This is a genomic window from Clostridium paraputrificum AGR2156 (assembly GCF_000424025.1).
Classification (GTDB): Bacteria; Bacillota; Clostridia; order Clostridiales; family Clostridiaceae; genus Clostridium; species Clostridium paraputrificum.
In genome coordinates, this window is record NZ_AUJC01000006.1 from 25,642 (window position 1) to 50,671 (window position 25,030).

At 28.7% G+C, this 25,030-nt stretch carries 27 protein-coding genes and 1 tRNA gene; 5 read left to right on the forward strand and 23 right to left on the reverse strand.

Going from position 1 to position 25,030, the window contains the following annotated elements; all coding sequences use genetic code 11:
- Positions 1-44: 44 nt before the first annotated feature.
- Both G594_RS0106850 and G594_RS0106855 read right to left on the reverse strand, forming a co-directional pair.
- Positions 45-851 carry a rhomboid family intramembrane serine protease gene (locus tag G594_RS0106850; protein ID WP_027097905.1) on the reverse strand — a complete coding sequence of 269 codons (807 nt, stop codon included), beginning with the start codon at positions 849-851 and terminating at the stop codon, positions 45-47.
- A gap of 200 nt (positions 852-1,051) precedes the next feature.
- Positions 1,052-1,261: a hypothetical protein gene (locus G594_RS0106855; protein WP_027097906.1), complete on the reverse strand. Its 210-nt coding sequence runs from the start codon at positions 1,259-1,261 to the stop codon at positions 1,052-1,054.
- Positions 1,262-1,540: 279 nt separating this feature from the next.
- On the opposite strand from G594_RS0106855, the gene G594_RS0106860 reads away from it, so the two are divergent.
- Positions 1,541-1,616 (forward strand) — tRNA-Met (locus tag G594_RS0106860).
- A 271-nt stretch (positions 1,617-1,887) separates the two neighbouring features.
- Positions 1,888-2,916, forward strand: coding sequence for a glycoside hydrolase family 18 protein (locus tag G594_RS0106865; protein ID WP_027097907.1), 1,029 nt, complete (start codon positions 1,888-1,890; stop codon positions 2,914-2,916).
- Positions 2,917-3,146: 230 nt separating this feature from the next.
- Here the strand turns inward: G594_RS0106865 and G594_RS0106870 are convergent, their stop codons facing one another.
- From G594_RS0106870 to G594_RS0106915, 10 genes are all read right to left on the reverse strand, one after another.
- Complete coding sequence (locus tag G594_RS0106870; protein WP_027097908.1) at positions 3,147-4,028, reverse strand: DMT family transporter; 882 nt, start codon at positions 4,026-4,028, stop codon at positions 3,147-3,149.
- A 123-nt stretch (positions 4,029-4,151) separates the two neighbouring features.
- Complete coding sequence (locus tag G594_RS18510; RefSeq protein WP_034866073.1) at positions 4,152-6,266, reverse strand: cellulose biosynthesis cyclic di-GMP-binding regulatory protein BcsB; 2,115 nt, start codon at positions 6,264-6,266, stop codon at positions 4,152-4,154.
- 17 nt (positions 6,267-6,283) lie between these two features.
- Positions 6,284-7,537: a glycosyltransferase family 2 protein gene (locus tag G594_RS0106880; protein WP_027097909.1), complete on the reverse strand. Its 1,254-nt coding sequence runs from the start codon at positions 7,535-7,537 to the stop codon at positions 6,284-6,286.
- A gap of 14 nt (positions 7,538-7,551) precedes the next feature.
- Positions 7,552-8,841: a polysaccharide deacetylase family protein gene (locus G594_RS0106885; protein ID WP_027097910.1), complete on the reverse strand. Its 1,290-nt coding sequence runs from the start codon at positions 8,839-8,841 to the stop codon at positions 7,552-7,554.
- Positions 8,834-9,682, reverse strand: a complete 849-nt coding sequence (locus G594_RS0106890) for a diguanylate cyclase domain-containing protein (protein ID WP_027097911.1) — start codon at positions 9,680-9,682, stop codon at positions 8,834-8,836. Before G594_RS0106890 ends, G594_RS0106885 begins: the two co-directional genes overlap by 8 nt.
- A 2-nt stretch (positions 9,683-9,684) precedes the next feature.
- Positions 9,685-11,151: a glycan biosynthesis hexose transferase WsfD gene (wsfD, locus tag G594_RS0106895; RefSeq protein ID WP_051195928.1), complete on the reverse strand. Its 1,467-nt coding sequence runs from the start codon at positions 11,149-11,151 to the stop codon at positions 9,685-9,687.
- A 39-nt stretch (positions 11,152-11,190) separates the two neighbouring features.
- Complete coding sequence (locus tag G594_RS0106900) at positions 11,191-12,330, reverse strand: hypothetical protein (RefSeq protein WP_027097913.1); 1,140 nt, start codon at positions 12,328-12,330, stop codon at positions 11,191-11,193.
- A gap of 120 nt (positions 12,331-12,450) precedes the next feature.
- The gene (locus tag G594_RS0106905; RefSeq protein ID WP_027097914.1) at positions 12,451-13,413 is read right to left on the reverse strand and encodes an aromatic acid exporter family protein; all 963 of its coding nucleotides are present in this window, start codon (positions 13,411-13,413) and stop codon (positions 12,451-12,453) included.
- A 12-nt stretch (positions 13,414-13,425) separates the two neighbouring features.
- The gene (locus G594_RS0106910) at positions 13,426-13,692 is read right to left on the reverse strand and encodes an iron-sulfur cluster biosynthesis family protein (protein WP_027097915.1); all 267 of its coding nucleotides are present in this window, start codon (positions 13,690-13,692) and stop codon (positions 13,426-13,428) included.
- Between the two features lie 3 nt (positions 13,693-13,695).
- A complete protein-coding gene (locus G594_RS0106915; protein ID WP_027097916.1) occupies positions 13,696-13,926 on the reverse strand; it encodes a DUF1653 domain-containing protein in 231 nt (76 codons plus the stop codon).
- A gap of 172 nt (positions 13,927-14,098) precedes the next feature.
- Here G594_RS0106915 and G594_RS18515 point away from each other — a divergent pair, with 172 nt between their 5' ends.
- A complete protein-coding gene (locus tag G594_RS18515) occupies positions 14,099-14,377 on the forward strand; it encodes a hypothetical protein (RefSeq protein ID WP_034866077.1) in 279 nt (92 codons plus the stop codon).
- Between the two features lie 60 nt (positions 14,378-14,437).
- Positions 14,438-15,025, forward strand: coding sequence for a hypothetical protein (locus G594_RS18520; protein WP_034866080.1), 588 nt, complete (start codon positions 14,438-14,440; stop codon positions 15,023-15,025).
- A gap of 42 nt (positions 15,026-15,067) precedes the next feature.
- Here the strand turns inward: G594_RS18520 and G594_RS0106930 are convergent, their stop codons facing one another.
- From G594_RS0106930 to G594_RS0106945, 4 genes are all read right to left on the reverse strand, one after another.
- Entirely contained in the window at positions 15,068-15,298 is a 231-nt protein-coding gene (locus G594_RS0106930; protein WP_027097917.1) for a hypothetical protein, read from the reverse strand.
- An 88-nt stretch (positions 15,299-15,386) separates the two neighbouring features.
- Positions 15,387-15,809, reverse strand: a complete 423-nt coding sequence (locus G594_RS0106935; protein WP_027097918.1) for a PPC domain-containing DNA-binding protein — start codon at positions 15,807-15,809, stop codon at positions 15,387-15,389.
- Between the two features lie 80 nt (positions 15,810-15,889).
- Positions 15,890-16,297, reverse strand: a complete 408-nt coding sequence (locus G594_RS0106940) for a PH domain-containing protein (RefSeq protein WP_027097919.1) — start codon at positions 16,295-16,297, stop codon at positions 15,890-15,892.
- Positions 16,298-16,356: 59 nt separating this feature from the next.
- A complete protein-coding gene (locus tag G594_RS0106945) occupies positions 16,357-16,653 on the reverse strand; it encodes a hypothetical protein (RefSeq protein WP_027097920.1) in 297 nt (98 codons plus the stop codon).
- Positions 16,654-16,801: 148 nt separating this feature from the next.
- Here G594_RS0106945 and G594_RS0106950 point away from each other — a divergent pair, with 148 nt between their 5' ends.
- Positions 16,802-17,743 (forward strand): hypothetical protein, encoded by a 942-nt coding sequence (locus G594_RS0106950; protein WP_027097921.1) that lies wholly within the window; start codon positions 16,802-16,804, stop codon positions 17,741-17,743.
- A 47-nt stretch (positions 17,744-17,790) separates the two neighbouring features.
- Here G594_RS0106950 and G594_RS0106955 read toward each other — a convergent pair whose 3' ends face one another.
- The 7 genes from G594_RS0106955 to G594_RS0106985 all read right to left on the reverse strand — a co-directional run bounded on the left by G594_RS0106955 (position 17,791) and on the right by G594_RS0106985 (position 24,907).
- Positions 17,791-19,200: a glycoside hydrolase family 1 protein gene (locus G594_RS0106955; protein WP_034866083.1), complete on the reverse strand. Its 1,410-nt coding sequence runs from the start codon at positions 19,198-19,200 to the stop codon at positions 17,791-17,793.
- Between the two features lie 68 nt (positions 19,201-19,268).
- Positions 19,269-19,583 (reverse strand): PTS sugar transporter subunit IIA, encoded by a 315-nt coding sequence (locus G594_RS0106960; RefSeq protein WP_027097923.1) that lies wholly within the window; start codon positions 19,581-19,583, stop codon positions 19,269-19,271.
- A 21-nt stretch (positions 19,584-19,604) separates the two neighbouring features.
- The gene (locus tag G594_RS0106965) at positions 19,605-20,966 is read right to left on the reverse strand and encodes a PTS sugar transporter subunit IIC (protein ID WP_027097924.1); all 1,362 of its coding nucleotides are present in this window, start codon (positions 20,964-20,966) and stop codon (positions 19,605-19,607) included.
- A gap of 42 nt (positions 20,967-21,008) precedes the next feature.
- The gene (locus G594_RS0106970; protein ID WP_027097925.1) at positions 21,009-21,311 is read right to left on the reverse strand and encodes a PTS sugar transporter subunit IIB; all 303 of its coding nucleotides are present in this window, start codon (positions 21,309-21,311) and stop codon (positions 21,009-21,011) included.
- Positions 21,312-21,354: 43 nt separating this feature from the next.
- Positions 21,355-22,794 carry a glycoside hydrolase family 1 protein gene (locus G594_RS0106975; RefSeq protein WP_027097926.1) on the reverse strand — a complete coding sequence of 480 codons (1,440 nt, stop codon included), beginning with the start codon at positions 22,792-22,794 and terminating at the stop codon, positions 21,355-21,357.
- Between the two features lie 402 nt (positions 22,795-23,196).
- On the reverse strand, positions 23,197-23,928 hold the full coding sequence (locus G594_RS0106980) for a MurR/RpiR family transcriptional regulator (RefSeq protein WP_027097927.1): 732 nt from the start codon (positions 23,926-23,928) through the stop codon (positions 23,197-23,199).
- 85 nt (positions 23,929-24,013) lie between these two features.
- Positions 24,014-24,907: an ROK family protein gene (locus tag G594_RS0106985; RefSeq protein ID WP_027097928.1), complete on the reverse strand. Its 894-nt coding sequence runs from the start codon at positions 24,905-24,907 to the stop codon at positions 24,014-24,016.
- Between the last annotated feature and the right edge of the window lie 123 nt (positions 24,908-25,030).

Below are 25,030 nucleotides of genomic sequence, written 5' to 3' on the forward strand. Positions count from 1 at the left end.
CTCCTAGATGTAAAAAGGGCAGCATTTACTTGCTACCCCCTAGATTATTTTATATGTTCATGATCTAAAATATGCTTTTCACAATAAGCATGCTTTCCATTACACCTGCTACAATATCTAAATTCCATATCTGGATCATCTACATCAGTAATGCCACAAACAGTGCACTTATGAGTATATGACTTTTTAACAGAATTAATTTTTCTCTTGTAGTCCTTCATTCTTATAACAGAGCTATTTCTCATTTTCTTTTCCCTATAATTACTTGCTCCAAAGAATAAAAGGTAATTAATTACAGGAACTAGATTAATTAAAATTCCTTGTATACTAAAATTAATAATGCTTTGTAAAACTCCTAATATTATTATTGCCCAGTTAAAATATCCTAAATACTTTGCTTTAATAGGCAAAATGAAAAATAGTAAAAATTCTGCATTAGGATATAGCTTAGCATAAGCTAAAAATAAAGATAAATTTATTATATCAGCAGTAACAGAATTCATTGTTATAAAAGATATAACAATTGCTGATATCATACCTACCAAATAATAAAGGTTAAATTTAAACCCGCCCCACTCATATTCTAAAGCGTTCCCAGCTATATAATAAAAGTAGAAAGCAAAAACTGCAAATACTATACTTCCTGGATTCATTACAAAAACAAAGGTTACAAGTCTCCATATTTGACCTTGTAATACTAAAGCTGGTTCTAAATAAAGCATACTTCTTATATTTGTCTTTAAAACATAATCTATTATAAATAAGGCTGCACTACCAGCTATAATTATTCCCATTAAATTATGAATATAATGTCTTCCAAATTTTCTATCTAGTTTATTTATCCAATTCAAAAGCAAACGCCCCTTTATCTCATATTTTGTTTAATATAAATTCTACCACATAATATAATAATAGCCAAGAAATTTGGAGAGTATATTTATTTTTCGCGTTCCGTCGCAAGCTCCAAGTCACCGAAAAACAAACATCCTCTCCTCCCCCACTGAAGGTAGGAAAATTATAAAATTGTTTTCTTTGGTTTTAGTTCTTTTTTCTATCTAAAGTTTGCATCAGGACAGCATGTATAGCATCCATCACTATTATGATAATAATTCTTTTTGCAGTCTTCTACCGCTTCAATATTGCTATAATACTCCCCCATATAAGTTATATTTAATTCTTCAGGCATATTCTTGCATCCCTCTTCATGAACTATATGCATACCATTTAAGTCAACTTTCTTAGTAACATAATATGAACTCATCCCTTATTCTACCCCTTTTTCCCTTTCTTATATGAATAATTATCGCACTAGTATACATAATTATAAATATTTAACATTTATTTTTTCTATGCAAATTATACTTTTCTAACAAATTTTTATCTCTTAAAGGTCAATCCATATATTTTTCTTGCTATTGTATGGTTTTAAACCATCTCATACATAAACCTCACACTTTCCTCTTATATACTGAATATATCTAGGCAATCCTGTATTTGACTAACTTTAATAATTGCCTTAATATAAATACATAGTAAATAACGCGGGATGGAGCAGTTGGTAGCTCGTTGGGCTCATAACCCAAAGGTCGTAGGTTCAAGTCCTGCTCCCGCAACCATATAAAAGAACTTCTAGAATAGCTAGAAGTTCTTTTTTCACTGTCTAGGAAAGTATAAAATTTCAATTAGCTATACATCAAAGGTATTATTACATTTTCCTTATCTTTAAATATTTATTTTTCTGTGACTTGGACCCTGCAACAGAACAAGCAAAATAAATATCCACCCCAAATTTTGCATTTATAAATAATATGTCTATACAATCTTCCCTATTATTATCCATAACTGTTATAATAATTACGTATTCTATAAATGGGGAGAGGATTCACTATGAAGAAAAAATATGTAATAGCTTATATGAGAGATGGTGGACTAGAAACAATTACTGAAGAAGACGCTAAGAAACTTACTCATGTTAACTTAGCCTTTGGTAAAATTGATTCTGAAGGAAAAATTTATACTAAATTAAAGAACCTTAATGAATTAGAAAGAATAAGAAAATATAATCCTGAAATTAAATTTCTTATTTCTCTAGGCGGATGGGGAAATGGTGGTTTCTCTGAAGCTGCCATGACAGAAGAAAGTAGAAAATTCTTTAATGAAGAAGCTATAAGATTTATGAAAGAATATAAATTAGATGGTATTGATATAGATTGGGAATATCCTACTTCATCAATCTCTGGAATTACATCTAGCCCTAAAGATAAAGAGAACTTCACTCTTCTATTAAAGGATTTAAGAGAAGCTTTAGACAAAGAAGGAAAGAAAGACAACAGACACTATTTGTTAACTATAGCAGCTGGTGCTGATGAATATTTTATTAGATTTACTAATATGAAAAAAGTTCAAAAGTACTTAGATTATGTTATGCTTATGACCTATGATTTTAGAGGCGGTTTTCAAATATTAACTGGTCATCATACTAATCTTTATACTTCTTCAGGAGATATATTTCCAAGCAGTATTATGAATTCAGTTAAACTATTTGAAGCTGCTGGAGTACCATCAGAAAAATTATTAATAGGTTCTGCCTTCTACTCCAGATCTTGGACAGGAGTTCCTAATGTAAATAATGGATATCTTCAAATGGCTCAATCAACAGGTGGTATATCTCAAGACTTTACTGATTTAGATAGAGATTATATTAATAAAAATGGTTACACAAGATATTGGGATGATGAAGCAAAAGCCCCTTACCTATTTAATGGTGATAATTTTATATCCTATGATGATGAAGAATCTATTTCTCATAAAACCAAATATGTTAAGGATAATAATTTAAGGGGAATTATGTTCTGGCTTTATGATGCTGATAAGACTGGTAAACTTTTAAATGCAATTCATGAAGGACTTAAATAGGATAATCAAAATAAGATAGATAATTAATATAATAAAGTTAAAATAAAGGAGCTGTCTCAATAGATAATAATTTTTCTCTATTGGGACAACTCCTTTTCTTATTAAATTCAAAACTTCCAATAAGCTTTGTTGTTTCTTCAATATATTCATTTTTAGAATTTATAAAGAATGATTTGGAGATTTGAGATAGCAAGAAGAAAAAAATATTCAAGCATCTACATTAACTCTTTTTACCTTCTTATCTTTTTATCCAGCTTCTTATTATATAAAAACATAAACAACGATGCTCCAAATATTATTAAATATCCAATAACACTTAAATAATCTGGTAATGCTCCAAAGATAACAAAACTAATTAATGCTGAGAAAATTATATTTGAATAATCAAAAATAGAAATTTCTTTTGCAGGAGCATATTTATATGCTAATGTTATTCCAAACTGTCCAACACTTGCAAAGACACCAGCTAATAATAAATACATAAGCTGAGTCATTGTCATAGATTTATATACTGCCATCATAAATGGGAATATTGCCACTAATGAAAAGGCAGAGAAATAAAATACTATTGTATAATGTTTTTCTTTTCCTCCTAAGACTCTAAGGCAAGTGTAAGCTGCTGCTGCAAAAATTGCTCCACCTATACCAGCTAAAGCAGGAATCATTTCAAAATTAAAACTTGGTTTTATAATGAATAAAGCTCCTGAGAAAGCTATAACTAAAGCTAATCCCTGTTTAAAATTAATCTTCTCCTTTAAAAACAAAGCAGAAAATATTATTACAAAAAATGGACTTAATTTATTTAGCATATTTGCATCTGATAGAATAAGTCTATCTATAGCATAATAATTTAGAACTATTCCTAATGTACCAAAGGTTGATCTCATTATTAAAGTCTTTTGGTTTTCCTTTTTACCAAATAAACTTTCCTTGTGTTTTAAAATTAAAATTAAAGCAACTATTGCAGATACTAGATTTCTAAAAAAAGTTTTTTGAAAGGATGGTAAATCCCCAGCTAACTTAACAAAGGCTGACATCATAGCAAATCCAAAGGCTGATAGTATTATAAATATTATTCCTTTTGTTCTATTACTCAAATTATTAAAATTCATCTGTTCCTCCTAATGTAGCTTTTTAAATTAAAATTCAATATACATTATACTTATATATTATCCACCGTACCATACTAAAGATAAAAAAAGTACTTAGAAAAATCCAAGTACTTTTTCACATTTCTATTTATTTTTCTTGCTTCTTATAATATCTCTATTCTTATTTAGGTAAAATACTGCAGCTGCAATTATAAAGACAAAGATTAATCCTGATATAATCAATAATGTTTTTTCCCCACCTTCTAGTCCTTTTAATTGTTCATACATAGGTGCCTCTTCTGACTCTTTATACTTAAAGTTTCTTACATTACCATCTATATCAATAACAGCTCCATCTCCATACAACTTATATACCTCTGTTTCTTTTCCTAGATACACCAAACTCTTAGTTAGTAGTTCTTCATTTGGAGATGTTAGAACTAACATAAACTTTCCACTACTGTAGCTAGAGTAATCTAACTGAAATGTTGCAATGTTTTTAGCATAGTCATCCATTAAATATAATTTTTCATTAGATAAGAATTTACTCCAATCTTTATCATACTTAAACCATAATGAATTATTTAGTTCCTTTATAAGCTTATTACTATTAGGCGTACCATAAACTATAATATTATTATCCTTATGTTCATCCTTTAAGTTACCTATACTTACTGCTCCTATTTTACCAAGGTTGTATCTCATGCCTTTTCCCATAAGGTTAGCCATATTTCCTAAAGCAGTTAACTCCTTAGATTGAAGGTTATCTGGAACAATAAACATGGTATCATTTATATCCCAATCCTGAACAAATGGCGCAGGATAATTATTAAAATAAAACTCATTTGTATTTCTACTATTAATTTGTATATATGAATCTCCAGTTACTAACCCCCATGGTTGTTCATGCTGATTCTTCTCACACTCTACACCTTTCAAATTTAAATCATAAGCTAATTTTATTTCTAAGTATGATGTATTTAAAACATCTTTAGGAATAACTATTGATATATTATCATTATTAGCTTTTTCCCTCTCTAACTTTTTACTACCTATTGGAGTATCATTTATATATACGGTAAATAAAGACCTATCAAAATCAAGATTTTCAGAATATCTTAAATTTAATTCAAGCTTATCTCCTGGAGATAACTTTTTATTCTTAGGTAAGGCATATCCAATCTTAACTTCTTTTCTAAAAAGTCCTTCCACTTTCATTTCACTTATCCCTAATTCATCTAGGGTAATTATAGAGCTAATTGGCTTTATATCTTTATCTAAATCAAGATTACTATTTACAAAGGTTGAACTTGATGAAACTTGACCATATATATCCTTATTCATCAAAAACTTAATAGCACTCTCTAATTCAGTTTCACTATTTGAAATTATAGAAATTAGCTTTAAATCACTTCTTGTAGAAAAAGGTGAATTATTTACTCCTATATAAGCTTCATTATCTAAAGGCAAATCTTTTATATCATTACTTATTATTGGAATATTACTTTTTCCCTCTTCTTTAGAACCTATAAATATAACATTACTTTTAGATAAATCCCCTCTATCACTCCATTTTACTATTTCCCCATTACCATTAATCCCTCCTAAAAGAGTTTGGAATTTTAGAGCAGATGATAATTCACCATCTGTATATTTATCAGGAATTATTATTTTATTATTAGAATCATAGCTTTCTGATAATCCATAAGGAAATTCTATAATTTTATTTTCATATACCTTAGCCTTTTCTACTAATTCTATATTTGATTTTTCCCCCAAAACTAACCAGTTTGCAGTATTATAATCATCAGTACATGGTTCATCACTGCATCTTAAATATCCTTCTACTTTAACTTCATTAGATCCCTCTTTCAATAAATAACTAGGTAAATTTATAGTGAGAGTTTGTGGCTCTCCATTTCTCTTATTTATTTCCATAGAATAAAATTCTGAACCATTAAGTGAAAATGTTAAGTAGCTCTTTACTTTATCAGCTAACACATCTGTTGATTCTATCTGTAAGTTTAAAGTAACTCTTTCAGTTCCTTCTTTACTCTTAGTATTAAAAATCCATCTATAACTATCAAATACTCCATGAAAGGTAATATTACTATTTAACTCAATCTTACTTATATAAGTTTCATTTGTATATGTATAACTATTTTTAGGAAAAGCTGTAGCAATATTTACTGGTATAATAAAACTTACAACTAAAATCAAACTAATTATCTTTAAAAGTTCTTCTATCTTCTTCTTCATTAGTACCTCCTACTCCCTTATTCAAACCTTTCAGTTTTATACCATTTAACCTCTTGCTTTAAAATTGTGTCCTTCATAAAACTATAGAAACCAAATCCAGCTACTATACCCCAAAGCTTACAATATGTAAAATACATTATGGCTATAATAAAGAAATTCTTTAAATTCAATTCTCCTTTTTCTGTAGATATACACACCAGCAATGATAATATAAAAACAGATACTGCCATAACCCATAGTGTAATACCATACCCTTCAATATTTAATGTAATAAGCTCCATTGCTGATAAAATAAATAATAAATCCGAAATAATATTTGCACTTAAAAAGAAGAAATATACCATAACATAATAAGCAATATCAAATCGCGTTGCTCCTGAATCCCTTGCAAAAATGTATTTAACATTCTTTAAAACCACATATATATTTCCTTTTGCCCATCTTGTCCTTTGCTTAAACCAAACCTTTAAGGTTTGAGGTTCTTGCTCCCAAGTTACAGCAAGTGGCATAAATTTAATTTTATACCCCATTCTATATAATCTAAAACTTATTTCGGTATCTTCTGTAACTGCTTTTGTGTCCCATCCCCCCATTTCTTCTATTAAAGATCTTCTTATAATAAAGTTTGTGCCAGGAATGGTACATAAATTAAAGAACTGCCACCTTCCAGCCTGTGACATCCACTGGAAAGCTAAAGTTTCAATATTTATAAAAGCAGTTAACATATTTACTCTCTTATTTCTACATCTAAACTTCCCTATAACAGCACCTAATTGTTTATCTTCTTCTATGGTTTGAACTAGGTATTTTAATGCTTTAGACTCTGGCGTATTGTCAGCATCATATATAGCTAAATATTCACCCTTACTTAAATCTAAGGCAATATTTAATGCATTAGACTTTCCCTTACCACCTGTTATATTATCTGTATTTATTACAATGAAGTTTCTATTTGAATACCTATTTTTTACGTTTTCTAATATCTCAGCTGAATTATCTGATGAATTATCATTTATAATTATGACTTCATATCTATCCGCTGGATAATCCAAATTTAACAATGATACTGCAGTCTTCTCTATTACAATTCCTTCATTATGTGCAGGTACCATAATGCTTACAAATGGATAATGCTCCAATTCCTCTTTCATTTTTTTGTCATTTGTTTTTGTATAATAAATATACCCTCCAATTACTAAGACAATATTTACAGTTATAACAACCCATATAGTCCCTAGGGAGTATAATAAAAGATAGTCAAAAACATTCATATTCCTTTTCCCACCTACTTGAAATATTTCTTTTTATCAATTCTTCTACTATTAAAAAAGAAAATTATAAAAATACATATTGCTATTAATGTAATAGTAAATATCCCTTTATTAAAGGCACTTAAACTCACCTTATCTTCTTTCTCTATTTCTTCATTAATAAAAGCCTTACTATATTCTTTATTAGATATAAACCTTTCAGTATATACACTTTTTCCATTTAGAAATGTCCCTTTATAATTCCCTTCAATTTTATAGTTACCAAAAGAAATCTCCATATCCATTCTTTTAGTAGGATTTGAAAAAACAATTCCTGATGATAACATTTCTTCTACTGTTTTTTGAAATAAATCATTTTCGATGTTTCCATCAATAGCTAAAGCTACTCCATGGTAATATTCCTCATCTAGTTTTTTCCATCCCTCTTCCACAAGAACATTTTTTATTCCTTTAATATTAAGACTTCTTATATTTAAATTTCCTATATCTCTATTATTCCAAAGTAGAATTGTATTACTTTTATGTATAAAGTTTTCTTTATCATAACTATATATCCACTCATTTGGCACTGTAAGCCCAACTGGATATAGCCAGTAATTAACAAAGCTTTCATATGCTAAAGTCATTTTACTAATAAGCTCACTAACCTGAATATTTTGAGACTGATATATATATGGTGATGATATAAATATTGTTCCTCCATTTGCAGCACAATACCTTAAGGCTTCAGTATATCTTTTCATAGAATCAAAATTTTGATTTTTAAACACAGGCATTGCATCTACAATAAAGTTAATTCCCCTTTCTTTTAGATACTCTACTTTTTCAACCAATTCTTTTAAACTATCATATGGATAGACATTTTTTAAAACAAGATAAGTGCCTTTTTTAGAATTATCTATATTAAATTCCCTCTCTAGATATCTTTTTAAAATTAGTTCATTTCCTCTATCTAACATATCTAAATTACTTTTATTAAAGGTAACTACATTTGAATTTCTTTCTTTTATACTATTAACCTTATTATTTAGCTCATCTTCAACGGACAAAACTATAACACCTGAGGCATTAGACACATCCTCATTTGTGTATTCATTCCATCTTTTTATTTTTAAGTCAGAGCCACTTGTTACCATAACTCTTACTAATTTATTTAACAAATTTTCATTAGCTGTAAACTCCTTATAGCTATCAAATATAATTAGAAAATACTTATTTTCAGTATCTGCTTTTATAGTTCTAACAGGAAATGTAGCAAATAGCATTATACATAAAAGAAATACCAAGATCCTTTTTTTAAACATCGTATTCTAATTCCTTCTCAGCTCTTTCAATGAAATCCATTGAATCATTTATTGATTCATTTATAGTGTATGAACCTATTTGAACTTCTATATTTAAATCATTATATAGCTGTTCTTTTCCAATTTTTAATTCACCTATAGATTTTTTTAGTCTATTTTTTACAATACTAGTTCCATCCTTATCTGAAATTATAATAAAAGCAAATGTGTCATCATCTAGAATATATTTTCTATCTTCAAACCTTAATGAATCACTTAATTCTTCTGAGCACTTAACTAAAACCTTATTAAAATATTCTTTTCCTACAATCTTTACAAGCCTATTTCCATGTTTAATTCTCACAAGAATTAGACTTACATGAACGTTATATCTTTTATAAAGGTTAATATATACAGGCATTTCTTCCATAAAGGCACTTAAATTTCTTAATCCAGTTGATATATCTACCTTTATAAACTTTTCGTTATATGAAATTATCTTTGTATAATTATTTTCAAGATTCTTAATTTCTTCTGATAAGAAGGATACAACCAATGCAGTTATAGGGATTATAACTATCCAGAAAAAAACTTCTTCCTCTATTTTCACATTAGAAATCACAGAAATTAAAAAGTTATAGGAGGTATAGACAAAGTCTATTATTAAGATCATTACTAAAACAAAAGTTCTACTTAAATAATAACTTGCTAAGGCTACAATCATTACAAGTGTAATCATTATATAATTCTTAATGTCAGAACCTAAGTTTAAGTAATTGAAAGAAATGGATAATATTAAAAAATATGCTATAAGTAAACTTATAGATATATCTATTTTATTATTTGCTTTATAATCATTCATCCTTAGTTAACTTCCTTTCCACTGTTTTTTATCATTTGTACAATAAAATTTATCAAAATCAAATCAAAGCTTAAATTAAATAGAAATACGTGCTTTGATAAATCTGCATCTCCTGCACCTATTACAGATGTGAATATTTGAGATAACCCAGCCAAATATACATATATAAAGCAATCTTCAATGAGAATTGATTTCTTATCCTTGTTATTAAAAGCTTTTTTATATCTTTTAAAGGAATAAATAAAATATACTCCTGAATACACTATTGCAAATAAAAGTCCTTTAGGAATTATAAACTTCTTTAATGAACTCCATAATACAAAGAAATTACTCTTTGCTCCAAATTCCTTCCCTTCTATCTTTTCAAAGTTCCCCATTGCCTCTGGTCTTATTTCATAAGCTTTACTAAAGCCCATATCTAATACTTTTTTCAAAGCAGATGGGTGGGTTGTGTAATATTTTATAATGGATCCAATAGAGTATTTATTATAGAAGTTTTCTAATAATCTTTCATCATATGGAGAAATTGATGGTGTTTCCTCATAGAATATTTCACCTTCTAATACTGAATAACTTCCCTCTATTCCAAAGTACTTTAATATTTTTTCAGGATCATTCTCATGTAATAGTACCCCTCTATTCATTGCATGAAATCTATTTATATAATCAAAATCTCCCTTAATAGATTTATAAAAAAACAATGCAGATACTACAAATATAATGGATAATGCTATAGAGCCTGCTCTTATGATTTTATCTCTAGTAGAAAATGCTACTCTTAAAATAAGTATTGCTATTAATATACCAATAGGTGCTAATTGTTGTTTAGCCCCAAAAAACAAGAAAGCAATACATGAAAACAGAATAAGATTTAATAGATTTATTTTATTAAATCTTATAATATATAGGATTATTCCTATACTTAATAAAAACGTAGGGACTACCACTCCTTCTCCATAAAAAGAATTGAAGTAAGATATATATCCAGTATCACAAAATATTACAACATATAACAAAGAAATTAGATATTTTAATCTTTCTTTTTTTAAATATGATGTAAATACTTTTACTAATAAATATCCTGCTATGGAGTGTGTAAAGAGTAGTAATCCCCCTAAAAATCTTATATCAAATATTTTATTACTATAGAATATTTTATTTATTCCTAAAGCAAGTTTTATAAAAAATGATTGAGTAGATATCAATAAAGTTTCCGATTCATTATAATACTCATAAATACCATAATCCTTATTAAAATATCCTAAAATCTTATCTTCTTCTTCTATTGGCAAATGATATAAATTATTACTACTCATTATTCTAAAATAATCTCCATTATCAGCAACACCAATTATAGGTCTGATAAAAAGTGTAACACCTCCGATGATTAATATTAGAAAAAATGTCAATAATTGCGGACTTATCCTCTGCCTCAGAGCAAATAAAGCTCCTTTAATTCTTTTATTCATTTGTAATCACCTAATTATCTTTAGTTCTTTAATTATATCTTATTTTATATTTGCCCTATTATCATCAACAATATCTAAAGATTTATCAATAATATGAGATAGAATATATACATATTTCATAAATACTTCTTTAAAATCACCAATGGTTGTATCTTGTTTAAAATAGAATTCAGTATAAGCTATACTATTTGTGCCTTCATACTTTTTAATATAAGGATCTCCCAGTTTATCAATTTCATTATGTACAACTTCTAATACTAAATTTCTTCTTTTTTCAAATGCGTCAACATTTTTACTATTTGCAACATTCTTAAGTTTATATCTTGTAATATATGGATTAGGCTCATAATGTACATATAGTACCAACTTCTCATTAGTAACATGGAACTCTGCTTCAATATGAATTTCATAAGTTTCTTCTCCAACTTCATACAATCCATATTCCCACTTTGCTTCTTTACCTATCCACCTACTCTTTACAAGCTTAGATATAAAGCTTAGTTCATCTCCACCTGCACCTTTCCCAAAAAACCTTACAGATAAATTATCTGGGTAATCCAATGAAAGCATCAATGTCCTAAAGTGTATAAACATCTTTTCCTTTTCATTACTATCAAGAAGAATGTTTATAGACTGTGTGTTAGCTGGAAGCTCTTTAAGGCTATAATATCTAATCATATTAGCTCCAAAATCTTTATATAACCTATTTAATCCTTCATCTTCTATTTCTACCCAAACATCATTTATTAAATCCTTAAAAGTTTTATTAATATACCTATCATCTTCCTTAAGCTCGTCCTCAAGCAATGTTAAATAGATACATTGAAATTTAACCTTCTTATCATTATTATACCCTTGAATAAGCTCTGTTTTAGCTACTTCTTCAGTATAAATAAAGGTTTGATTATGACCTTCATTTGCTTTTAATTTCTCCTCAATAACAGATATAACAATTTCATCTGCATTTTCAGCAATTACAATAATATCTGGTACCCCCCTTGATGTAGAATTTTTGGTATAAGCTTCTACTTCAAATCTATCTATATTAGGTACCTCCAGTATATGTTTACCAAATGCATTTTTGAAATTATTAGAATTATTGATTAACCCCACTATCATATTGCCTATTATTTCTTCATTAAAAGTAATTCCTAATAAATCCATAGTATTTATTGGCATTATCTCATCCCCTTTTGACCCATAATAATTAATTTTATCATATTTAGTCCTAATTTACACCTTTTTTCTATTTTTTGTTAATACTTGTCAATTGTGTCAAAAATGTAAATACTAATACAATTATCTGTGTATTGATAAGTAATACTCTCTTTTAATTTGCAAAAACTCCTCTAAATCATTTAGGAATTGAAATAATAATGCCCTATTCTCAAATTCATCTCTACTCTTTGGTAAATCCATTTGTTTGTATATATCTCTTAAATAATTAACCTTATTAATTAGCTGAAGACAGTCATTTTCTTCAGCTAGATTATTTGCCACCTCTTTAGTTAAGTTTGAAAGCATTTTAGTTTGCTCATACTTCATATAAAACCTTTGAAAATGCTTTTTCATTCTTTTTATTGTGTCCATCTGCATGATTCTCATATCTATATACTTTATAAATTGCTTCTTTTCCTTAAATAGATAATTATTATTTATCTCTAAAGCTAATGTTTTTGTGGAAGCAATAGTTTCTTCTATCTCATCTAAAACCTTCTGCTCATCTATTGGTACAGCATGAGTAATTAAAGTTTCCCCCATGGAATAAAGTATTTTTCTGTATCCCTCTTCAATATTTTCTTTATTCTCTTCAAACTTATGTTCTAAAGACTCAGTGAATAAATTAAATATAAGAGCTACCCCTATACCAATTAAGGTTAGACCAAACTCATTTATAACCCAATAAATATCTATGGGATTACTAACTAATAGATGAGTAGATAAAACAGACCCAACTACCATACCTTCTTGCAAGGAAAATCTTTTTGTTATTGGAACAAATATTAAAAGAAATAGTCCAAAAACTATTGGATTAGTACCAAGAAGTAAATATAGAAAATAAGATAATAATATTGCTATAGATACTGCAATAAATCTTTTTATTGCAACTAATATAGATTCAACTCTAGTACCTTGTATACTTAATATTGATATAATTCCTGCAGTAACACTAAATTCTAAGCCTAACCTTGTTGCTATTATAATTGAAATTGTAGCTGATAGTACAATTTTCACTGTATTAGAGTATAGTGTTTTTTTCATAAACCTTTTCCCCTATTTTATATAAAATCCATTTGTATAAGTTTCTTTATCATACTTTATTTCTATTCCATTAACCATTTTTTCATCCTCTTTTTTATATACAAAAGGAATATCATCAATTTCTACTAACATATCCTCTTCACTTTTATAACTTGGATAAATTTCATATGCAGGTCTTCCACACCCTCTAAAGACCTTTATTCTTATGTAATTTTCACTACTATCCTTTATTATATCTTCTAAAGCTTTTTTAGCCTTTTCATCAAATCTTATGTTCATATCTTAATTCTCCCTTACATATTCAAATCTATATTTTTGTTTTACTTCTGGATATTTGTCATGGTCTACTTCACTTGCAAACATCTCTAAAGGTCTTACAAAAGTTCTAAATTCTCCATATAGCGCCTTATATACAACAAGCATTTCACCAGTTTCTGTATGCTCTGCTATATCAATTACTTCATATTCATTTCCCTTAAAGTGTCTGTAAATTCCAGGTATTATTTTATTCATCTATTTCACCTCAAATACAATTATACAAACTTTTTCATATAATTAAATACCTTTTTCGCTTTATTTAGTCATGACTCTATTATTTATAATTTTTAAAAATTTATTAATATTTACTATATATAATTTACTTACTACTATTTAATGATATTATAATATATAAGAGGTGATTAATATGACATTATCTAGTAATAATAATAGCTTGAGTAAAAAAATAGATTTATATAGAACTGTATTATCTGATGAGTTCATGCGCAAATTCAGTAAATTTAATAATATAGACGACTTTTTCAACTCTTGTAATTGTATTATTACAACAGAAGAAGATTTTAATAATATAGATATTGATGAATTTAATGATTATATACAAAAAAATACTAAGTTTGGTTCTTGGAATGATATGATAGAAACAGCAAGAATTGCATTCAGCAAATATAAACTTAACTTACTATAAATAATTCTATATGTTTCTCCACATACTAGATGTGAATTCTATAACAAGGAGGAATATATAATGAAGTACGGAAAAATATTAGCAGCAGTTCTTATCGGATCTACACTTCTTATTGGATGTAGTAATGATAAGAATAATGATACCAATAATGGTAATAACAGCAATCCACCATCTACTGAACAAAGCCAAAATCCTGGAAATTCAACAGGTACAGAAAAACCTGATATAATTACTTCCCCATCTAAGGTTACAGATGATGTTACTTTAGTTGAAGCTTTAAATGAAACTGGTCCTTGGATAGTAATACCTCAGAATGATATTAAAACTGATAAAGACATAGTTGTTTCTAAACTTACAACTATTCCTGAGGGAAAAGTTGGACGTAATATTTCACTTTATGCAACTGATGAAAATCAAAATGTAGTTAAAGAATTTACACTAACTGCACCTAGATTAACAATTGCTGCTGATGACGTTGAATTAAAACGTGGTACATTTGTTGGAGACATATACGTTCAAGGAAAGAACTTTAAAATCTCAAATACAAAGGTACAAGGAAACATATACTTCCAAAACCAAGAAGCTAAAGACACATTTAAATTAGATGGAGATGCTTCAGTTTCAGGTGTACAAGAAGTAAAAAAGTAAAATAAAAATCACAGAGTAAAATCCTCTGTGATTTTTATTTAATTAATTATTTAAAAGATCGAACATTTCCTTTACTGTTCTCTTTACATTATCAGGTAACTTATCCAAAGCCTTTTTTCTTTTCTTTTCATCTAATTGCATTATTCTCATAACTTCCTGTTGAAGTCCAGGTATGTTATTTAAATCTTGAGTAAGTTGAGCAAACTTTTGTGCGAAAGCAGGATCTTGCTGCATTCTTTGTTGAACCTTTACTATTAGTTCATAAGGATTCATCCTAATCCCCCCATAAATTATTTAAATCATATTTTATCTTATTCATTTTTGCTTTAAAGGTTCTTAAATTTTGCTCTTAAAACACTTTCTAATTAAACTCTATTACATTCAATCCTATTTCATCATCAAATTTTCTACCAATAACTCCATTTATTCTATGTATTATTATTTCACAAGTAGCACTAATTACAGCTTTATTTAAATGACCACCAACTACGCTTCCATCTTCTCTACCAAAGTTTGCATGAAAATGTAAATATGGTTCATTATCTTTTACTGATATATTCCCTGTAAGGCTTGTCATCTCCATTTCCTCTTTATACTCACTAGAAAAATATTTCTTTTCCTTTACTTTATACAAGCCTAAAATCACATTATCTACTGCACCTATAGCTGATACAGAACCTGCACTTATAGCTTTTTCTTTGCATAATTCTGTAATTTCTGAAATTATTTCTTCTCCCTTTTCTAATTTCATTACAATTGTGTCTCCAAATACTTTATAAATCATTATAATCATTCCCTTTCTAGATATAAAGTTGTAGATATGTAAAAGAATCCTCTGCCTATTACGGTAAAGGATTCTAATTTTTACTTACATAAATAATTCTGTTTTACTAATTTAATTATTTCTTTAGCTTCATTTGCTTGTTTTTTAGGCACCTTAAAAGAAATAGGCGCACTATAAAAAGCTCCACTTGTAGCCATTACTGTATTTCCATCAACACCAATTTTAACATCAACATCAAGATCAAAATTACCTGCTGTTTCATAAGTAACACTTTTTATATTTTTCGCTGGGAAAAATTTAACCTCTACTTTTTTACCGGTTACACCTTGTACATCAACTAAATATAATCCCAAGTTAGTTAGAATTATAGAATCTCTTATAAATTGAAATGAAGCTATTATTTCTTCCCCATCTAAAATATGATCATTAACATATTTTAAATCTGCTCCCATAGTAGCATTACCAACTAGCTTATCATAAATACCCATTTCATCGCCTCCAAATCATTTATTAATATAATAATATCATATTTTTGTGTAAACCTATACTAATTTATAATATAATCTTCTAAATATTCATTAGCAATATATGAGATTTCACTCCTTAAATTGTTTAACATATTTAATTCTCCACTTTTTAAATCCCTTACCTCATTAACTATTAAATTTATACTATTATAAAACTCTTCTATTTCATCTGTACCTAATAAATCTATTTTATCTTCTATAGGCTTAGGTAAATATATATCTTCATCTATTCCTGATATCTCATATACCTCAATCTGCTCTATCATAGCCACTACTATAGTAGTTATTTCATTTAAAGTAAACTTTACTTTCTCCATTTTCTTCTCCTATTACTTTATGATAAATCATTATATCCTTAAGATAACCTTATATCAACATTAAATTAATTACATATATTTGCAAATATCCTTTATATTGTTATATAATCTAAAGGGAATATTTGTATTTTCAAAAAGGGGGGTAAATATGAAAGATAAATTTCTTAATAATCTAAGTGAAAAAATCACTCTTAACGCTTTGGGGAATAAAGAGGCTGTTATTGGTTCTATAGATGGCTTTAGCTTTACTATAGTTGCTAACAAAAATACATATAATCTTGTATTACCAGTAAAGCTTTCAGAAACTTATACAAAAATGAAGTTATTATACTTCTTAGACAACTTAAAAATTGATTATGACAAAATAAATGATATACTTTACTCTAATTCAAACATTATTGTTAGTTATACACCTAAAAAGATAAATGATCTTTATGTAGATGAATTTATTGAAATACTAAATAAAATTACTAATGAACTATCACTTAACAATCTTTCAAGTTGCTGTGGTTTATGTGGTGAAGTTGTTAGCATTTCTCCATTTGCAATAGATGGAACACTAGTGCTATGTTGTGATAACTGCAAAAATAATGTACATGCTGATATTGCTTATAAACAAGAATCTATAAGAGAGCTTCCAAACAACATTCCACTGGGAATAATAGGTGGAATACTTGGCTCTTTAATAGGTGTTGCAGTATGGATGTTTGTAAACTATTTAGGATATATCTCTGCACTTTGTGCAATACTGCTTGTATTTTGTTGTATAGCTGGATATAAAAAGTTTGGAGGTAGGATTAACATTTCAGGTGTTTTAATAACTTCATTAATTATTATACTTATGGTTTTCCTTGCAAATTACTTGTCCCTTGGAATTTCATTATATTCAGAATTTAAAGATATAGGAGCTTCTTTGTTAGATTGTTTATTAGACATTCCTGCATTACTAAAAGTTCCTGAAGTAAAAAGTGCTTTTATAAAAGACTTAGGTGTAAGCTATTTATTCACTGTAATTTCTGCAATATCAATTTTTGCCAAAACTTATAAAGAAGATAATTACAAAATTAGTACTGAAGAGATAACTTATTAAAATACAAATAAAGATACTAGATTTATATAAAATCTAGTATCTTTATTTTAAAAACCATTATTTTTACTAACATCCCCATACCAATATCCACTTTTTTTCAATGATCTCTTTAATCCATTTTCCCTGTCTACATGTACAAATCCATACTTATTCTTGAAAGCATTAGACATAGACCAATTATCCATAAGTGACCACATGTGATATCCAAAAACATTAGAGCCTTCATTTTGAGCCCTCCAAATCCACTTTAAATGTTCCTTTACAAATTCAATTCTAGCATCATCATGAATAAAACCTGCATCATCCATATCCTCAATATCACCTTTATATCTTCCAATTCCATTTTCTGAAATATATACTGGAATATTATCATATTCATCCCTTAACATTATTAAAATATCATAAATACCCTCAGGATAAATTTCCCATCCCCTATCCTTGTTAAAGATTCTATTAGGCATTTCGTAATGTTCAAAGAAATATTCAGGACTTTCTACTTTTCCTCCACTTATATGTTCTTTAGCCTTTACCCTTCTTGGAAAATAGTAATTGAATCCTAAAGTTTCTATGGTGTTATTTTTTATTAACTCTAATTCTTCTTGTGTATAAAACTCTTCTAATAAATTATATTTTTTTAATAATTCTACTAATTCCCTATTGAATTCTCCCTTTACCATAGGATCAAGGAAGCTATTTGTAAAAAATAGTTTGCAAATCTCTGATGCCTTAACATCTTCCTTATTATTATAATCTCTAGGATATACTGGTGACATACTTAATATGGTCCCAATAGTACTATCACTTCTTAAAACCCCATCTTTTCTAAGTCTTTTGAATACTTCTACAGCTTTTGCACTAGACAGTATAGTATAGTATGTAGCTTTTACACCTCTTTTTAAATCCTTTATTATTGGATAATGAAATCCATAAATATATGAACCTTCTATGGGTACTATAGGTTCATTATGAGTAAACCACTTCTTTACTCTATGCCCAAATAATCTAAAAGCAATTTCTGCATATTCTTTATATTTATCAACAACATCTAATGACTCCCAGCCACCTTTTTCTTGCATAATCCAAGGCATATCAAAATGAAACAAACAAACAAAAGGTTCTATTCCATTATCTAATAGCTTATTAATTAAATCATTATAATACTTAACTGCTTTTTCATTAACTATTCCATCTCCATTTGGTATTAACCTTGACCATGCTATAGAAAACCTAAAGGAGTTATGATTCATTTTTTTCATCATCTTTATATCTTCATCATACATATGATAAAAATCTACCGCTACTTTATTTCCCTCGCCACCAAAAAATCTTTCAGGTTCCTTCTTAAACCACACATCAAAAGTAGTATCACTTTTCCCATCACCTTCATGGGTTCCTTCTGTTTGAAGTGCTGAAATAGCAGTTCCCCAATAAAATCCTTCATTAAATTTATAATTCATATATATCCTCCATACTTTCTACTAAAATAACAGGTAGCCTAATGTTATAAACCAGGCTACCCTTTTAATTAAGCTTTCTTTAAATCCTTATACATCTCTATCATTTCTTCTACTAAACTTTTTATGATTTCTGCACTCATCATTTGATCCTCTGCATGCATTAGTATTAGTGAAAAATCCACCTTTTCTCCTGCTGCTTCTTGCTGAATTAATGATGCATGTGCGTGATGACCATCAGTTAAATACTGATTAGCTCTTTTCAAATTTTCATCAGCCATCTCATAATTGCCTTTTCTAGCTTCTCTAATTGCCTCTATAGATAATGACTTTGACATTCCTACATTACTTATTATTTCAAATGATATAAGTTCTAACCCTTCCATTACTCTTCTCCTACTTCTTCTCTATACGTTTGCCATTTGGGATTCTAAATTCCCCTCTGCTTCAGCTTGCTTTTGAGCAGATTTACTAGCAGCTATAACGAATGGAGCATAAATTAAAACACTAACAGCTAAACATATAAAGCCACATACAAGTGACATTACATCTGAACCACCTGTTCCTAAGAATGGTATTAATGGTCCTGGTGTTGTCCAAGGCACCCCATATGCTACCGGTGGCATTATTTCCAGTACCACCACAAACATATAACCCAGTAATATGTTTACAACTGGAGTAATAATAAATGGAATTATATATATCGGATTTAATACTATTGGTAACCCAAAGATTATAGATTCATTTATATTAAATAATCCTGGAGCTAAAGATAATTTTGCAATACCTCTTTGGTCTTGTGCCTTACTAAATAAAAATATGGCTATAATTAAACCTAAAGTACATCCTGATCCTCCATAGTTTGCAAAAGCATCATTCATTCCTCCCCAAGTTACTGGAAATGGAGCTCCCCATGCAGTACCATTTTGTGCAACATATGCTAAGTTTGCATTATTTGCTTCTGCAAACATAGTATCTCTAACCGCTGCAATAGTGTTTGGGCCATGAATTCCCATAACCCATAGTAATTGTGAAACTAAAGCAAATACAACAACTGAACCAACATTATTTCCAAGTTTAGTTAAAGGTCCTTGAACAACATTGTATACAATTTCGTGTAATCCACCTGGGGCAATTTTAATAACAATAAAGTTGATAATAGCGAAAGAAATTGTTACAATCATAATAGGTAGTAAAACTTTAAAAGTTCTTGCTACTGCTGGTGGAACTTGTGGTGGCATTTTAATTTCTAATTTGCTTGTTTTTGATAATCTAGACATTAACTCACCAACAAGTAAACCTACTATAATAGCTACGAATAAACCTTGCGCACCCATATATTTTGTTGCTAAGTGGTTAGCGCCTTCTACAGCAACATAGTCTGGGTAGATTATAAAGAATACTGATATAGCTGTTAATCCTGTCAATAAATCATCAGCTTTCATTATTCTTGCAAGGTTTCTAGCTACTAGAAATACAATTAATATTGCTAGTATGTCTACTGACCCCTTTAATACTGGACTAAATATTGCTTGATAATCAGCTAAATTAGGAAATATTTCTCCTAGCTTAAATATCTTAGCAATAAATCCATCTGGTGATAACAAAACAAAATTAAGTAATATCATTAGGGATCCTGCCATTGTAAGAGGGAATGTTAAAATAAATGCATCTCTTACCGCACAAATATGTCTTTGTGCATTTAGTTTTGTAGCAATTGGTACAAGAGCTTTTTCAATTCCTACTTGAAACTTGTCCATAAAACTCATTTCTTTTCCTCCTTAAATATTATTTATATCATTAAGCTAAGATTAAGAAATCTTAGCCAATGCACTCTCTAATATTGCCTTTCCATTCATTGTTCCATATAACCTCATGTCTATTACTTCTACTGGAATCCTTCCTGCAACTAAAGCGTCTACTTGTGGCTTTTGGAAACGTACTTGAGGCCCTAATAATACAATATCAACACTATCTACTACTGTTGAACATTCTGATACAGGTAATGCTTCTATATCTATTTCTATTCCTTGTTCTATTGCAGATTCTTTCATTTTATTAACTAATAAACTTGTTGACATTCCTGCTGCACATACTAATAATATTTTTTTCATAAAAACTCACTCCTTAATTTTAAAAGTTTCAATTTAGATTCATTTAAATGTCTTCACCATTACTTTTTATTACATCCTTATACCAATAAAAGCTTTTCTTCTTAATTCTTCTTAAATCCTTTACATCATTTTCATCTCTATTTACATAAACAAAACCATATCTCTTTTGATATCCATTTAGCCAACTTAATAAATCTGTAAATGACCAAGTACAATATCCCAAAAGTTCTACTCCATCAGTAACTGCTTCTTTACAAGCTTTTACATGATTTTTTAAATACTTTATTCTATAATCATCATTTATTACATCACCCTCTTGAAGCTTGTCAAACTCTCCAAGGCCATTTTCAGTAATTAAGATTGGTAATCCATATTTACTTGTTAATCTTCTTAATCCTATTCTTAACCCTGTAGAATCAATTTCCCAATCCCAATTTGTACTATCAAGATGTGGATTTTTTTTATTTTTATATACTCCTGGTATTCCTCCCTCTTCTTGAGTTCCTTTTTCACCTGAATTATTCATTCTATAATTTCTAGTCACTCCATCTAGGGGATTCATTGCAACTGTAGATGTTCTGTAATAATTTATTCCTATAAAGTCTGCCTTACCCTTTTCTAAAAGTTCTAACTCCTCATCTTCAATAACAGGAGCGATTCCTAGCTTTTCATAATTTTTAAGTGTAAATGATGGATAAGTCCCTTTACAATAAACATCTAACCACCAACTACAATTTATGTCCTCAGCATCCTCAGCTGCTAATATATCTTCTGGATTACAACTATATGGATATGTAGGTGAGAAAGCAAAGCTTGGCCCTATCATACCATTAGGTACAAATAACCTAAATGACTCTATAGCCTTTGCATTTGCAAGATTAGCTATATGATTAGCTTGTAACATTCTTTTGATATCCTTTACACCAGGTGGGTGCAAACCTTCTTTATAACCTAATCCTATAAACACATTCTGTTCATTTAAAGTTACCCAATATTTTACCCTATCTCCATATCTCTTATATAAAGTTATACAATAATTATTAAAATCTTCTATGATATTCTTAGACTCCCATCCTCCATATAAATCTTGAAGTGCTTGAGGTAAATCCCAATGATATATTGTTATGATTGGTTTTATATTGTTTTTCAATAATTCATCAATTAAGTCATCGTAAAACTTTAAGCCCTCTTCATTTACTTCTCCTCTTCCTTCTGGGTATATACGACTCCATGATATTGAAAATCGATATGCTTTTAACCCCATTTCAGCCATTAATGCTACATCCTCTTTATATCTGTTATAGTGGTCTACTGCTATATCTCCATTAGTTCCCTTAAACGTTGCACCAGGAATTTTAGTATATATATCCCATATACTTTCTCCTTTGCCCCCATCATTCCAAGCTCCTTCTACTTGATAAGCAGCTGATGCTGATCCCCACAAAAAATCATCTCTGAAAGCATCCAATTTAGTATATATCATTATATCAACTCCTTTCATTCTGCCTTACAAGCTTATTATACCCCCTCTAAAGACTCTTTGTAACCCAATTAGGTCCTTAAAAAACATGTCCTACTCTTTAATAAATTGATACCCAAAAGTAACATCTTGTTTTTTTATTTATCTGTATTTTTAATAAAAAAGGTGGAGTGGATATTTATTTCCCTTGTTCCGTCGCAAGCTCCAAGTCACATGGAAACAAATATCCATCCCACGCGTACTAAAGGTAAGGAAATTATAAAATTACTATCCTTGATTTTATATTTTTTTAATATGAATTTATAATAATACCTTTGAGTTATAGTCAATTGAAATTTTATACTTTCCTAGACATTAAAAAATAAGACTCCTTACATAATAGTTCATGTAAGGAGTCTTATTACTTTAAATTCTATATTCATTATATAATTTTTTACCTATTCTCTCTATTATATATAATACCGGTAACTGTGTTGTAATATCACTGTCCCCTACCTTTACTTGTTGAACATAATATGAAAGGTTTAAGTCCGACATTTTGGCAAGGGTGCAATTCTCTGTATTGGTAATACTAGCAACTGTGCAGCCTTCCTTTTTTAATCTAGTAACATGATCAATAATAGTTGGAGTCTCTCCACAAACTGATAGTGCTATAACTAAAGCATTAGTAGAGTAATATCTAAAATTTGTAGGGAAAAATGGGTCATCTATATGTACTGCAAATTTTCCTATGGAAGAAAGATACCTAGCTGCATACTTACACAATATTCCCGAAGAGCCTATTCCAACAAAAATCACTGTATTGGCGTTTTTAACCATATTACATAGTCTGTCCAATTTGTAATCTAAATCACTATTATCTATGCCCTTAAGAAAGTTTACTATCTCTGATGCATCATCACTTACTTTTTTTATATTTTCTTCTTCTATATACATTTTAAATCTAACTTTAAACTCTGAAAATCCTTCACATTTTAGTTTCTTGCAAAATCTTAGAATAGTAGTTGTTGATACATGAGCTTCATCTGCTAATTCCCTAATTCTCATATACATAACTTTTTTTCTATTCATCATTATATAGCTATATAATGAAAGCTCTAACTCATTTAAACTTTGTATAACCTCATAATTAAACATATTACTGTCAACCCCATTCGTCATTAATCGTTTACAGAAACATTATAACTAACTTCTGCTTAATATACTAGTTTTTTATACAAAATTAAGATTTAACATTTATTATTGCTCCAAATATATTAGCATCATTATTATATTTGCATGCTCTTATATCAGTAGTAATAACATCCGAACATAAAAACTCAATACATTTTTCCTTGTATTTCTCTTTTAATAAATTAATAAACCAATCCTCCTCAGAGATGCCTCCACCTATACATATTACCTCTGGATTGTAAAAGGTTGTCATTGTAATTAACTGAACAATTATATTATTCATCCAATCTTCAACTGATTCAATTGCCTTCTCCTCACCATTCTTATATCTAAAAGTAACTTCACTTCCAAACTCGACTTTGTCTTTATCATCTACTTTTGAATTATATATTGAAACTAGAGCAGTTATTGAGGCATAATCACCTAATCTATCTATTTGTTTAGTTTTTAAGTTCATGAATGCTAAGTGATGAAATTCTCCTGCAAAAGAATCTTTTCCAAAAACAACTCCATTACTATCACATACACACCCACCAGTACCTGTCCCTATAATAAGAAATGCAGATGAACTACTTCCTTTAGCATTACCTATTTTGAATTCACAAAGCCCTGCTGACTTTGCATCATTTATTGATGCCACAATTTTTCCTGTTCTTTTATTAACTTCATTGTTAATATTGGTGCCATACATAATGCGAACATTAGGTGCTGCATAAGATTTCACATTAGACTCTTTATCTATAAGGCCTGGGGCACTTATTCCAATACTTTCAACTTCATGTAAATCTCCCATATTGGAACAAAGATAATCATAAAATCCATCCTTATCAGCAAACTCAACAGACTTTACCTTCCACTTATTAATAATGTTAAACTCTTCATCTACCTTAGCATACTTTATGAAAGTTCCACCTATATCTACACCCAAATAATGTTTCTTCATCATAAATCCCCCTTTGTACTTCTATTAATTTTATTAGTGATACTTATTTAAAAATACTACATATTATAAAAAATTAAACCTACTATATTACTTTAGTTACAAACTAAACATATTAGTAATTTG